The sequence below is a fragment of the Solibacillus sp. GQ1 genome, from assembly GCF_059758555.1.
Genome location: NZ_JCAXEX010000001.1, coordinates 945,345 through 959,315 on the forward strand (window position 1 = coordinate 945,345; position 13,971 = coordinate 959,315).

Below are 13,971 nucleotides of genomic sequence, written 5' to 3' on the forward strand. Positions count from 1 at the left end.
AAAATAGAATTACTTATCCATCAGCCATTCATCTTCCTTTCCAGTAAATTATTAGTAGTATGCCATAGATTGTTCGGAAATTCAACCCCCTAATTCTAGAGGAAACAACTCCTATAGAAGATCCTGTTGTTCTCTGGAGAAAATTATAAAATCAGAATGGCCCAAAATAGTAAACATAAAATAAAAATGTTTACAAATATAGTAACGTATATTATAAATGTTATAGAGGTGATATTTTTTGGAAATTCAAAATATTTCAACGAAAGTACTTATAAAAGGATATGAAATGAAACAGGAAAGGTATCAATGTTTGTTTTGTAAACAGTCCTATCATTTAGATGAAGTCTTTCCATATAACAATCGTTTTCTGACAGCGAATGGCATGATTAAAAAACACATTGAGCTGGTACATATTTCACCATTTCACGCATTGCTTGCTTTAGATAAAAAAGTAAGCGGGTTATCAGATGTTCAAATTGAAATGTTGCAGCATTTTTTCGAAGGCAAAACCGATCAGGAAATTGTAAATGATAGCAATGTATCGAGTGTATCGAGTGTATCAACAGTTCGCCAGCACCGCTTTAAATTTCGCGAAAAGGAAAAACAGGCGAAAATTTTTGTTGCTCTCATGCAGCTAATGAAAAACCCTGAACATTATCAAATACATAAAGGGGCGAGACAAGTGGACGAACGTTATAGTATTGAACAGAAGGAACGAGAAAAAGTATTGACTACCTATTTTAAAAACGGGTTGGATGCGGGGGTTGAAACAATTCCTAGTAAGGAAAAGAAAAAGATCATTATCCTCCAGCATATTTTAAATCGTTTTGATGCAGGCAAGCACTACCATGAAAAAGAAGTAAATGAAATTTTAAAGACTGTCCACGATGATTTTGTATCACTGCGCCGTCATCTGATTGAGTATGGCTTTATGGAGCGGAGTGACGATGGTTCAGAGTACTGGGTGAAATGATAGGGGGTCTTTCAATGAAGGTAGAGCTGACACGATATCGTGTAAAAGCCGGGAAAACTTCTAAAGTAAAAGAATGGATGGATTTTTTAAATGATCATATGGAAGATGTACTTGTAACACTTGAGGGAGAGAAAATGTTTGTGGAAACGATTTTCCACGAACATTTGAATGGTGAAGAATATTTATACTGGTATTCGGTACAAGGAAGCGGTGGGGTGGATGTAGATGATTCTACCCATTGGATTGATAAAAAGTATTTGGAATACTGGGAGGAATGCATCGATGAAAATTTTGGTTCTATCGATTTGAAAACAGAAGTCGTAATGATTCCTGAAAATGTACGGGCTAGTATGAACTGATAAAAGTATAATTTGTAATATTAGGAAAGTAAATTTGCTGAAAATAAATTTTACTCTGTAGGATTTCAATAAAATACATTCATTTTCGTCCTTTAAACCATAAAACCAACTAAATTTATACGATTATCTTAATCTTAAACAAAATACTTGTATTATAGTAGTAAAATATTATATTATATCCCTATTGATAAACTTGGTTTTAATAATAGGAGGAATTATTTTGTTGCAAATGGCAATTACGGGTATCCTTTGTGGTGCTCTTTTAGGCTTTGTGATGCAACGTGGACGTTTCTGTTTAACAGGCGGTTTCCGTGATATGTACATCGCTAAAGATAATCGTATGTTTTATGCTTTACTAGTAGCCATTGCAGTTCAAGCGGTAGGTGTATTCCTACTAATTGAGGCAGGGGCGTTTGAATATACAGCAGGTCAGTTCCCATTATGGGCAACGATTGCAGGCGCATTTATTTTCGGTATCGGGATTATTTTTGCAGGCGGTTGTGCTACAGGTACTTGGTATCGTGCAGGTGAAGGCTTAATCGGAAGCTGGATAGCATTAGCATTTTACATGTTGATGGCAGCTATTATGAAGTCAGGTCCATTAGCACAATTTACAGTTGATGCACGTACACCGGTAGTAGGTACTGATTCAATTGCCGATACATTTGGCATTAATGTCTGGTTTTTAGTCATTCCATTTGTTGCATTGGTGGCGTTCATTGTTTACCGTGAATTACGCAAACCACGTGTGAAAATTCCAGGCTTGAAACCTAAGAAAACAGGCTTGGCACATATTTTATTCGAAAAACGCTGGAATCCTTATGTGACAGCAACTTTAATCGGTTTGATCGCAACATTGGCTTGGCCGTTAAGTGCGGCATCAGGACGTATTTTCGGTTTAGGGATTACAACACCTTCAGCAAATATTCTACAGTTTTTAGTAACTGGGGACTTAGACATCATTAATTGGGGAGTATTCCTTGTAATGGGTATTTTATTCGGTTCTTACTTCGCTGCTAAAATGAGCGGTGAATTCCGATTACGTACACCAGATACAAAAACAGTTGTCCGAAGCTCTGCCGGCGGTATTTTAATGGGGTTCGGCGCAAGTCTTGCAGGCGGCTGTTCAATCGGGAACGGTCTTGTAATGACATCAATGATGACTTGGTCAGGTTGGGTTGCTTTACTATTCATGATTTTGGGTACTTGGACAGCATCGTACTTCGTATTTGTGCGTCCATCAAAAAAACGTGCAACAGCGCGTGCTTAAGGAGAGAATTTAAATGAAAAAAACATTAGAAGTATTAGGAATGGTTTGTCCGTTTCCGTTGATCGAAGCAAAAGAAGCAATTAAAGAGTTAAACACAGGTGATGAGCTGGAAGTACAATTCGATTGTACTCAAGGCACGGAATCAATTCCGCGCTGGGCAGCAGAAGACGGCCATGAAGTAACAAACTACGAGCAATTAGGCGAAGCTTCTTGGACAATTACAATTAAGAAAAAATAATTTATGAGTTACGGGCAGCATCTCGATTTATGAGGTGCTGTTTTTTTAATGGGGTGACAGGATAGATAGGGATTACATATTACCCGACACTATAATTTGTGAGATTTTATTTATTATGAAGCTATTAAGGCAAATTAAATTTAAAATAAATTTAGGCTATGGCAGAGCTTTTATTAGAACATTTAGGGGAGTTATTAGAAAAAAACGGAGCGATGTTAGAAGTTTGAACAACGATATTAGAATATAGCGTGCCAAAATTTATTTGAAGATTTCCGATTATATTAGAAGAACTCCCATCATCACAGCCCTTCATCTTTTAATAAATGACAAAAGGGACTATTGTATAGCCCCTTACAATGAATTAGCAGACAATGACAACTGATAATTTGTCAGCGCAGGTTTCAATAAATCAAGAAACGCTTTAAAAGCTGGTGATTGCTGGCGCTCCTTCTGATAGATCAGCAATGTTTCTCTTTCCAGTATAGGGTGCTGAATGATATGAGCCTGCAGTTTGTCCGACGCATGTAAATCAAACAATGTTTTGGCTACAATCGTTCCGCCAAGGCATTGCTCGACAAACTGAAAAATAGCCGGAATGCTGGAAGTTTCAAACTTTGGCTCAACCGTTAATTTGTCCGATTTAGCTGCAGCATTTAATATCCGCCGGCAAAGATGCGCATTTGGAAACAAAACAAGTGGTTCTTTTAAAATATGGCACAATTGCACGGGTTCTTCAAGTCGTGTAGCAGAGTCTTTGCTTTCTACATAGCAGAACTTTTCAGTGTATAAAGGAATCTCCACAAACTGTTCATCGTAGTTTTCAATTAGTGGTGAAAAAGTAAATCCGAAATCGATGGTATTGTTTTTTATTAATGAATGAATATCTTCACCGGAAGTAACCGTTACTTGTATATGCGGATATTTATGCATGAACTTTAAAACTAAATCTGACACAATATTAGTCAATTCACCAGGCAACGCGCCTACACGAAGAATCCCTTTTTCAAGTGAAGCCAATTGTTGCATTTGCATTTTAGTTGTATGCAATGTTTGAAATATCGTTTGTGCTTGGCGATAAAGAATCTGACCAGCTTCCGTAAGGGTGATTTTCTTACCAATCCGGTTAAACAACGGGGTATTCACTTCATTTTCGAGCACTTTAATTTGCTGGCTTAAAGTTGGCTGTGCAATATTAAGCCGTTCAGCAGCTCGAGTAAATTGCATCTCCTCACATAACATTAAAAAGTATTCTAAATGCCGTAATTCCATAGAAAACGCCTCACTTTTATAGTTATAAACTATTATATGTACTGTTTATATAATTAATATCTATTGTAAGGTAGAACCATATAAATAGAAAGGGGGTTTAATATCCCTATTCGACTGGCAGCTGCTTGAATAGAAATTCCCTTTTATTCATAACGTGAATATTGAGGTGAATTTTTTGAAGTGGATTTCAACTATTTCCAAAAAAAGATTGAGATTAATCTTTTCTGCTTTTATTCTTTTCGGAGTAATTGTTTTTATAAGACTGTTTTATGTGCAAATTATTCAGCATGATAAACTAACGGAACTTGCCAAGACGAATTGGGATCGGGAAATCCCGTTTACTTCAGAGCGCGGAAAAATTACGGATCGAAACGGTAAACTTATTGTTACGAATGAATTAGCGCCAACGCTTTATTTCATGCCAACACAGAATGAGAATATTGAAGAAGCTGCAAACCAGATTGCAGAGGTGCTTAAGTTGGACGCCAAAAATTTATACGAAAAAATGAATTCTAAAAGCTATCTAGTCAAACTTGCACCGGAAGCGAAAAATATTTCATACGAACAAGCCGTTAAAATTCAAGAATTGAAAATTGACGGACTATATAGTGGTGTAGATTATGACAGGAGTTATCCGTACGGGAATTTGTTATCACGACTAGTCGGATTTACAGGGTATGATTCGCAGGGACTTGCAGGAATTGAATATCAATATGATAAACTTTTGACTTCTAAAGATGCAGCAATTAAGTTGTTTACTGATGCAAAGGGGAAGGCATTACCCCATGTGAATGATGAATGGCGGGAAGGGAAGCAAGGGGCAACGGTAGGCTTAACAATTGATGTGGAAGTTCAGAAAGTAATTGAACGAGAACTGTCTCAAGCTATGACAAAATATAACGCAGAACAGGCACTGGCCATTGCGATGAATCCTAAAACAGGTGAGATTTTAGCTCTTTCTTCATATCCTACATACGATCCTTCTAAGTTTGAAGAAGTAGAATCATCTATTTATAACCGGAACTTGCCGGTCTGGATGACATATGAGCCGGGATCAACCTTTAAAATTATTACACTGAGTGCTGCTGTTGAAGAAAATGTAGTGGATCTCGAAAAAGATACTTTTTTTGATAAAGGTTATACGATGGTGGAAGGTGTAAGACTTCGCTGTTGGAAACGTGATGGTCATGGAGAGGAAACGTTTTTACAAGTAGTGGAAAATTCTTGTAACCCGGGATTTATCGAACTTGGTCAACGAGTAGGTGCTGACAAGTTAATGAAGTACATTAAGGATTTTGGGTTTGGTAAAACAACTGGTTCTAATATTGCCGGAGAAGCGTCAGGTATATTATTTTCCGAAGAGGCATTTGGACCGGTTGAACATGCCACCACTTCTTTTGGGCAAGGTATATCTGTGACACCTATTCAACAAGTGCAGGCAGTTTCTGCAGCTGTAAATGGCGGTAAACTCTTTACGCCATATGTTGTTTCAAAAGTATACAACCCGGAAAGTGGAGAAGTGGTTATAGAAAATAAGCCGACCTTAAAACGCAATGTGGTCAGTGAGGAAACTTCCAAAATAGTAAGAGACGCGCTGGAGTCAGTAGTAGCAAATGGGTCGGGGCGGGCTGCTTACCGGGATGGACTTCGCATAGGCGGGAAAACGGGTACTGCTCAAAAAGTAGAAAATGGACGCTATAAAGATGGGGACTATATCGTATCATTTATAGGTTTTGCACCGGCAAATGATCCTGAAGTTGTCGTATATGTAGCGGTTGACAGTCCTAAAGGCGAATTAGTATTCGGCAGTACAATTGTAGCGCCGATTGTTGGACAGATTATTGAAGATATTGCACCTATTTTAGGGATCGAAAAAGATCGAGAAGGCCAATTGGAAAAGCAATATCGCTGGGGTGATGAATTGACGGAGCGCGTACCTGATTTAGTAGGTGTATCTGTTAATGAAATTATGGAGTTGGAATATCCTTATCAAATTAAAGTACATGGAGAAGGCGAGACAGTAAAAGCGCAGTTACCTGAGCCGGAAAGTGTATTAGAACTAGATGGCACTATTCATCTTTATTTAGAAAAATAATATTAAACTTTTTGAAAAACAACCATTTGCTCAATGAGCAAATGGTTGTTTTTGTGTACACATTTTTAATGTGCTATCATCTCGTGTGCAATCTCATGGCCCTCCATATTTGAAGGGTAATAGGTTGGCCAATTCGTTATTTCTTTTAATAAAGCTTCACGATCATCCCCCCAGTAGATGTGGTAATGCCCTGATTTTTGAGGTGCGATTATATGGTCACTGAACTGAATATAAGCCGGGACGCCTGTTTCTTCGCCGACATGTTTGAAAATAAACCGGACCCCACGATTACCTTTTTCATAGGTTAATATTTCATAACCATCATATGTGTATTCTCCTTTATGCGCGTGACCATGATCATAAAATGTAATAAAACGATCTTCAATGACAATACGGTCCGTAGTAGTCTTATAGCCAGTTTCATAATAAGATTTAATATCCTCAAATGTTTGGCTGTCATCATGGGAAGCCTTATGTTCAAAAACTTCATCCAAAGTACCATCCTGCAAATAAGGGTAGACCGATTGCCAGTCGCCGCTCCAATCGCTTAATGGCCGGTCCTGTACTTCTTCGTCTTCAAAATAACCGTTATAAATTTTTTCCTGTTTTTCATTAATTTCATGTTGATGATCATGCTCATGAGCCTTTTCTTCTGTTACAACATCCGCAGTTGCATTGACCTCTTCTTTAGAATTTTCAGCACAACCAACCAGCATGATGCTAAACGCTAAAATACTTAAACAATTTAATTTCCTTTTCATACCTTACCTCCTAAATAGTAACTGTTACGATTTATAATATTATATAGTTGTGCCTTGCTTGTCAATACAAATCGTAATTATTACTATTTGAGAAGTTAATTCCACCTAAAATACTTCCCATGACCATCAGTATTTTCTAGTATTTTGACGGTTCTAGTTATACCAGCATCAATGAAATCCACATGTAAATCCTTATCATACATATTGTTGTAGATGTGATAAATGCTATGAATATGGCTTAGTTGCTGAAGCAGTACCAATAATTCTGACTTTAATGTAGCGGAAAACTGATTTGCTACATGTGTGTGGAAAATAATAATTTGGCTATTTTGAAGTTCATGGTTTTCAAATAGTGGGGGAATAAGATTTCTAAAATCTCCGGTTAGTAAAAGCTTTGAATATTGCCGGTGAATCACCATTGCTTTCGCTAAATTTTCTTTCCGTATAATTTGTTCGGGCCAAATTAAACTTTTCAGCCATAAATATTCATCAGAATCTTGTAGATCAATAATATTTAAATCAATTCCAAATCGGTGTACAATGTTCAGGCTTTTCACAGAAGTTATAGGCGTGCCGTAGTTTTTCGCAAAAAGAGTGAGAGGGCTATTTTCATTGCCAAATGAAATCGGCGGTTCTTGTTCAATTTCATATCGATACCCATCCAAATTAAGCAAAAGTCCTGCACTTGTACCGATTTCCAATAATGATAATGGTAGTTTCGCCTCTTCGGCAATTTCCGAGAAAATCGGGTAAAGATAGCTGGCACGTTGGACTTCATTTGTTTGAACGGATTTTGTCTGAAACAACTGCAACAGTTCATCCGAGTGTTGTGTACAGAAACCGATGAGTAATTGAAAGCTTTCTTCCAGATTTACTTCATAAGGATTTTCGAATATTCGTTTTAGAGGGGTTTCTTTTTGGGCTGATAAATACTGGACAGACCCAAAAAATAAATTCGGCTTTGGCTGTGTCTCCGGAATATGCATAATGAGATGCAATAGTTGCTCATTTGTTATAATCCTTTCACACCAATATTCGTAAAGTGGGCTATTGTTTTTCGCTTCCTGTTTGGCAAAACGTCTAAAAACTGCGACTAGTTGTTCCATTTAAAACACCTCATTTCATGTATTGCTTACAGTGTATAATAGACTTACAATTAATAGAATTAATGAGTTTTAATGTATTTGATTAATAATATTAATAAGAAGGTGATAAATATGGATATAAAATGGTTGAAATCATTTATAGCGGTTGTTGAAGAAGGGAGCTTTCGAGCGGCGGCAGAAAAACTGTATATTTCCCAGCCCAGTATTACTGTACATATGAAGTTATTGGAGGAACATTTACAAGTTCAATTGTTTCACCGGGAACATACAAAGGTAAAGGTATCTGCAATTGGTGAAAAATATTATCCTATGGCCAAAAAACTTGTGGCTGAAATAGAAGCAAGTACGAAAGAAATTCTCCTGGAATCTCTACATCCGACTGTTCCATTAATAATTTCGGTTTCACCCGCTTTGCTTCATACGAATCTATTAGAGCGAATACATAATTTTATTGAAGTACATCAACAATACAACGTGGAAATTAAAATGGAAGATCAGATGCAGTTAGAGAGTGCAATAAAAGAACAGCGAATAGATGTAGCACTAGGTTTACATAAATTCATTTCTAAAGAATTTCATTCGGAGCGAATTGACCGTTCCCCGTTGAGAATAGTATATTCTTCAAAATTTCAGCTTGCGGAAAAGGAGCTTGATTTACAGCTTAAGGCGCTTTTTAATGAGCATCCGCTTTATATAGGTTATTTAGATGAACATACCCCGTTAGTTGAATGGTTAAATAATGAGTACGATATAAAGAAATTCAACAAAATAAATGATGTTATTTTTGCTATAAAATTGATTAAGGAAGGGTTAGGTATCGGGCTATTGCCTGAAAGTTTGATTTCAGAGGAAATTGAAGCAGATTTATTAAGGGTGGTGGATATAGGTCCGATCGGGACTATTTATCCAGTTGATATTTATATGAGCCACTTAAGAAATTCTACTAAAATTATTCCTCTGACGAGTTTCATCCGAAAAAGCTCAATAGATTATTGAGGAAAAAGGGGGGAGCATAGTTAAGTTTTTTATTAGTGAATTTAAATTTAATAAAAAAAGGTGAAGCAATAATTATTGCTTCACGCATTTATTTAAAATAAGGTCAATGCTGTACGAGGGTCATTATGATCCGTAATGTAAGCTATATTTTCGTACCCATTCTGAACCGCTTTTCTATAAACACGTTCAGTTACATGTTGATCTTTTACATAAATTGTTATATAGGAACTATCAACAATTAAAAGGGCGATTTCACACTGGCTATTAAGGAAATCTTCATATGTAGCAATACCCTGTATATGTGTGTTTTCCTTAAATGCTTTTAAGTCTGCAAATAAAACATAATAGTCTTTTGCAGAGATTCGGTTGTAAAGGTCTTGACCGTTATATGTATAAGGCTGCGGGAACATTGCTTCGCCTATCTGTTTATTATCAATATAATATGCCTCTCCGTCACCTGATTTCCAAAAGTAATTTTTGATGTTGATGTCTTCTAAAATGTCATATAAATAACGGCCGTACCGGTTCGGTATTTCAAAGGATACCCCTCTCATTGCTTCATCATCTCCTCCAGTAATTTAATTGTAAAATAAGGACCGCAACTCTCCTCGTGAGTAACGACATACGTCCAAGTAAAATTTTTATCTACTATATAAATATCTTCTTCCTCTAATAAATCTTCTGCTTTTAATGAATTAGCGTCCTCAACATCGAAAACTTCAGGGAAATGTTCATAAAAAATATAGCACTCTGTTTTTTTAAGTGAATTAAAAGCTTCTTCGGCTTTAATCTGGCTCAGATGGGGAATCATTTTGTAACTGAACAGATGCCACAAGTAACCACTAAAATAATGGTCTCCAATAAGAAAAATTCTTTCTTTTTCTTCCTGAAGTAAATGATGGGCAAATGCATTTTCCCATTGCTTTTTAAAATATATCCCCCAGTGAAGATTCTCGGTAAATTTCATGTTTTTTCTACTCAATCTTTTAGATAAATCGTCCATTAGCTGCTCCAATCTTTTTATTTTCTCATTATACTGATATTATGTTGGGTAATGATAAGATTTTTTATATCTTTAGACAACAATCATAAAAATGCTTTCAAATGCGCATAATAATCTGGTTATTCCGAAATAGCAATTTCATAAGATAAAAGTTGATCTTTAATGGGAAAATAATGAAATAATAATTTTAATAAAATACTAGCCGATTTTCTTGACTGGTCATGGTACTATAGAAATATGGCGAATTTAAGGCAAAAAGATATAAATTGATATAAAGGGGTAGTAATATGACGATGTTTGACGAGAAAATTCAGGGATTGTTACAGCAATCGGCATTACAATACATAATTTATAAAGAAAATGAAGATACAGAACGAATTGAAAAGCTTCATTTATTTGCACGCAAACTTTTACAAAAGGAATTTGTTATCGGGTTTGCCGGTCACTTTTCTGCAGGTAAATCGAGTATGATCAATGCACTGTCGGGGGAAAACATTTTAGCGACAAGTCCAATTCCGACAAGTGCGAACATTGTTAAAGTGCATAAATCGGATGAAGATTATGCGATTCTATATTTGCACAATGAAAAGCCGGTAAAATTTGAAGCGGGCTATGATATTAAACAAGTAAAAGAATTGAGCAAAAACGGCGAATTGGTATCACAAATCGAAATTGGACATAGTACATCAAGCTTACCTGAAGGGGTTACTGTGATGGATACTCCGGGTGTTGACTCAACGGACGATGCGCATGCGATGAGTACGGAATCTGCGTTGCATATTGCCGATATGGTGTTTTACACAATGGATTACAACCATGTGCAATCAGAGTTGAATTTCCAATTTACAAAGCAATTGATGAAATACAATCCGAACGTGTATTTGATCGTCAATCAAATAGACAAGCACCGTGAAGCTGAACTGTCATTTGAAGATTTCAAGCAGTCAGTTCATAACTCATTTGCTGCTTGGGGTGTTTACCCGAAAAATATTTTCTTCACATCACTGCGTGAAAAAGAGCTTCCGAACAACGATTTTGAACAAGTGAAGAAAATCGTAATGGATTCAATGAATGACTGGCAGGAACAATTAATTTCAACTGCAGAAAATACATTGACGAAGCTACAGCATGAGCATGAAGCGTATTTGGAAGAGGAGAAGCAGGATCGCTTCACTACGTACGCTGAACTCGTTTCTGAAGATGACTGGCAGCATCGCGATGATATTTTAGAGCAATATGAAAAACTGACGCGTCAAACAGAACTATTCTCGTTTGATGTATTTGATAAGCAGTTCGATGAAAAACGTAAAGACTTGCTTGCAAATGCTGCGATTATGCCGGCGGATGTTCGTGATAAACTACGTGCCTATTTAGAAAGTCAGCAAGAGGACTTTAAAGTTGGCGGACTGTTTACTGCGAAAAAGAAAACAGCAGAAGAGAAAGCGCGACGTCAGGAAGAAGCATATGCAAGCTTTAACCATGTTGTCCAATCGCAAATTACCGGTCATATAAAAGCATTGATGAAGCAAGCGTTAAAAGATGTCGGTGCATTGAATGACGAACGTGCCGCAAGCATTGACAAGAAGGAATTTAATTTCCCGTTCTCGATTATTGAAGATCAAGTGCAAAAGAGCGCGATAATAACGGGAGATGCGGTATTAAACTTTGCAAATCGTGTTTCAGATGCGACAAAACGTTACTTTATTCAAACAACGGATGCATGGAAGCTAGAGCAAAAAGATACATTGGAACAGGTTGCGCGTGAAGCAGCAGCACCTGTTAAGCTTAAAATTAATGCAATGTCCGAAAAAGTGCATGCGCTTCAGCATATACTGCAAATTGAGATATTCCAGGCTTTCAGCAATACATTAATGAAACAAGTTTCCAATGAAGTTCGCGCGGAATCCAAAATTCATTTGGAAAACTGGAAGCGTGAGCATGAGCAGGCATTGAAAGATATTCGTCCATTTGATGAATCGATGCTGCAGTTAAAGGGTCAAGAAACAGAAATTGCTGCTGAACAAACGCAGGAAAAAGTGGGTTCAGGTTTGAATGTTGATAAAGTAACTGAAAAAGCATTGAAGACGGCGCATATTATTAAAGATGTTCAAGGCTTCAAAGAAGTTTCCAGCTTCTTGACGAAAAAAGTGGAACGTCTGCAAAAACGCGACTTTACGATTGCCTTATTCGGAGCATTCAGTGCGGGTAAGTCAAGCTTTTCAAATGCATTGATGGGTGAGCGCGTATTACCTGTATCACCAAACCCGACGACAGCAGCGATCAATAAAATCCGTCCTGTCTCACCGGAACATCCGCATGAAACAGCCGATGTTCATCTGAAAAATGAAGCGCAGCTACTTGAAGATATTCAAGGTTCGTATGCAGCGATTGGCCTTCAAGTATCTTCACTAAAAGAAGCGTATGATCGTGCAGATGAAGGGCTGGCTGTTCCATTAACAGATGAGCGCCTGAATGTTCATAAATCATTTATCCGTGCGTATTCGGAAGGTTATGAAACATTCATCACAAAATTGGGAACGACATTACGTGTTAACCGCCATGATTTTGAAAAGTACGTAGCACAGGAAAACCGTTCTTGTTTCGTGGACAATATCGATTTCTACTTCGATTCACCACTAACGCGTATGGGTGTAACATTAGTAGATACGCCGGGTGCCGATTCAATCAACGCACGTCATACTGGTGTAGCGTTCGATTATATTCGAAATGCCGATGCCATTCTTTTCATTACGTACTACAACCATGCATTTGCAAAAGCGGACCGTGAGTTCTTAATCCAGCTAGGACGAGTAAAAGATGCGTTTGAACTGGATAAAATGTTCTTTATCGTAAATGCGATTGACTTGGCTTCTACAATGGAAGAAGAGGAAGAAGTAAAAGGCTATGTTCGTTCAGAGCTACAACGCTTCGGTATCCGTTTCCCAAGACTGTACGGAGTATCGAGTTTACTGGCCTTAAAAGAAAAGCAGGATCAGCTCGAGCATCAGTCAGGTATGGCACCATTTGAAGATGCATTCCATCACTTCCTGAATGATGAACTGATGGGAATTGCGGTACAGGCACTTCAAGAAGAAGTGGATAAAACAGAAGCACGTCTGAATGATTTAATTACACAAACTGAAGAAAACCTGAAACGTAAAGATGAGCGTCTTGAAGAATTGGCTCATTTGGAAAAGCTAGTGCGCTCCAAGTTCCAGTCAACTCAGACAGCCATGCTTGAAAGTGAAACAAAGCAAGAGCTGGATGAACTGTTATACTATGTACTGCAACGTGTGTACTACCGCTATCCGGACTTCTACCGTGAAAGCTATAATCCGTCCACTTTCGCGCAAATGCCTGCACAGCAAGCATTGCAAACAGCATTAAAAGAAGTGCTGCAGGCGTTAAGCTTTGACTTCGCTCAGGAATTACGTGTAACGAACTTCCGTTTAGCGCAATTTGTTGAGAAGAAAATGAAGGAACTGTTTAAAGATGAGTCACGTGAATTAAAAGAACTGAACCCAAGCTTTGCATTTTTAAGCTATGAATCAAAAGAGCCGGAAATTTTGGATTTTACAGGTCCATTTACAGATTCGGCGCCATATGAAGGGGTAAAATCCCACTTTAAAAATGTAAAAGCATTCTTTGAAAAGAACGAGAAAGAGCAATTGCGCGATGCATTGGAGCAATTAACAAAACCAAATGCACAAAATTATCTGGATGCTGAAAAAGCCAAAATTATGGAATGGGCGGGAAGCTACATCGCCATTGAGGCAGAAGGATTGCGCCAGCATATGCTTGAACAGGCAGTCGAGCAGATTGAAACAGAACGTTTATTACTTCAAGAAGAAAGTCGCTTAGCTGTTTGGAAAGATATTTACGCGCAACTACAAGCGTAAGG

General features: G+C 37.5%; 12 protein-coding genes. 7 read left to right on the top strand and 5 right to left on the bottom strand.

Annotated features, from left to right (window positions below):
- The first annotated feature begins 238 nt into the window (after positions 1 to 238).
- The 4 genes from AC6CH1_RS04590 (at position 239) to AC6CH1_RS04605 (ending at position 2,840) form a co-directional block, all read left to right on the top strand.
- A complete protein-coding gene (locus AC6CH1_RS04590) occupies positions 239 to 973 on the top strand; it encodes a DUF2087 domain-containing protein (RefSeq protein WP_498316433.1) in 735 nt (244 codons plus the stop codon).
- A gap of 14 nt (positions 974 to 987) precedes the next feature.
- Positions 988 to 1,332, top strand: a complete 345-nt coding sequence (locus tag AC6CH1_RS04595; protein ID WP_498316434.1) for a DUF6176 family protein — start codon at positions 988 to 990, stop codon at positions 1,330 to 1,332.
- Between the two features lie 220 nt (positions 1,333 to 1,552).
- A complete protein-coding gene (locus AC6CH1_RS04600; RefSeq protein ID WP_251688788.1) occupies positions 1,553 to 2,602 on the top strand; it encodes a YeeE/YedE thiosulfate transporter family protein in 1,050 nt (349 codons plus the stop codon).
- Between the two features lie 13 nt (positions 2,603 to 2,615).
- The gene (locus AC6CH1_RS04605) at positions 2,616 to 2,840 is read left to right on the top strand and encodes a sulfurtransferase TusA family protein (protein ID WP_008404823.1); all 225 of its coding nucleotides are present in this window, start codon (positions 2,616 to 2,618) and stop codon (positions 2,838 to 2,840) included.
- A gap of 351 nt (positions 2,841 to 3,191) precedes the next feature.
- On the opposite strand, the gene AC6CH1_RS04610 is transcribed toward AC6CH1_RS04605, so the two are convergent.
- The gene (locus AC6CH1_RS04610; protein ID WP_251688786.1) at positions 3,192 to 4,109 is read right to left on the bottom strand and encodes a LysR family transcriptional regulator; all 918 of its coding nucleotides are present in this window, start codon (positions 4,107 to 4,109) and stop codon (positions 3,192 to 3,194) included.
- Between the two features lie 175 nt (positions 4,110 to 4,284).
- On the opposite strand from AC6CH1_RS04610, the gene AC6CH1_RS04615 reads away from it, so the two are divergent.
- On the top strand, positions 4,285 to 6,204 hold the full coding sequence (locus AC6CH1_RS04615) for a penicillin-binding transpeptidase domain-containing protein (protein WP_498316435.1): 1,920 nt from the start codon (positions 4,285 to 4,287) through the stop codon (positions 6,202 to 6,204).
- A gap of 65 nt (positions 6,205 to 6,269) precedes the next feature.
- On the opposite strand, the gene AC6CH1_RS04620 is transcribed toward AC6CH1_RS04615, so the two are convergent.
- Positions 6,270 to 6,920: a ZinT family metal-binding protein gene (locus tag AC6CH1_RS04620; RefSeq protein WP_435368073.1), complete on the bottom strand. Its 651-nt coding sequence runs from the start codon at positions 6,918 to 6,920 to the stop codon at positions 6,270 to 6,272.
- Positions 6,921 to 7,060: 140 nt separating this feature from the next.
- A complete protein-coding gene (locus AC6CH1_RS04625) occupies positions 7,061 to 8,071 on the bottom strand; it encodes a DUF2332 domain-containing protein (protein WP_498316436.1) in 1,011 nt (336 codons plus the stop codon).
- 78 nt (positions 8,072 to 8,149) lie between these two features.
- Between AC6CH1_RS04625 and AC6CH1_RS04630 the strand changes: the two genes are divergently transcribed.
- Positions 8,150 to 9,067 (top strand): LysR family transcriptional regulator, encoded by a 918-nt coding sequence (locus AC6CH1_RS04630; RefSeq protein WP_251688777.1) that lies wholly within the window; start codon positions 8,150 to 8,152, stop codon positions 9,065 to 9,067.
- 92 nt (positions 9,068 to 9,159) lie between these two features.
- Here AC6CH1_RS04630 and AC6CH1_RS04635 read toward each other — a convergent pair whose 3' ends face one another.
- Together AC6CH1_RS04635 and AC6CH1_RS04640 are read right to left on the bottom strand one after the other, a co-directional pair.
- On the bottom strand, positions 9,160 to 9,621 hold the full coding sequence (locus AC6CH1_RS04635; protein WP_251688775.1) for a DUF2691 family protein: 462 nt from the start codon (positions 9,619 to 9,621) through the stop codon (positions 9,160 to 9,162).
- Entirely contained in the window at positions 9,618 to 10,070 is a 453-nt protein-coding gene (locus tag AC6CH1_RS04640) for a DUF4275 family protein (protein WP_251688773.1), read from the bottom strand. Before AC6CH1_RS04640 ends, AC6CH1_RS04635 begins: the two co-directional genes overlap by 4 nt.
- 287 nt (positions 10,071 to 10,357) lie before the next feature.
- Between AC6CH1_RS04640 and AC6CH1_RS04645 the strand changes: the two genes are divergently transcribed.
- Positions 10,358 to 13,969, top strand: a complete 3,612-nt coding sequence (locus AC6CH1_RS04645) for a dynamin family protein (protein ID WP_251688771.1) — start codon at positions 10,358 to 10,360, stop codon at positions 13,967 to 13,969.
- The last annotated feature ends 2 nt before the right edge of the window (positions 13,970 to 13,971 follow it).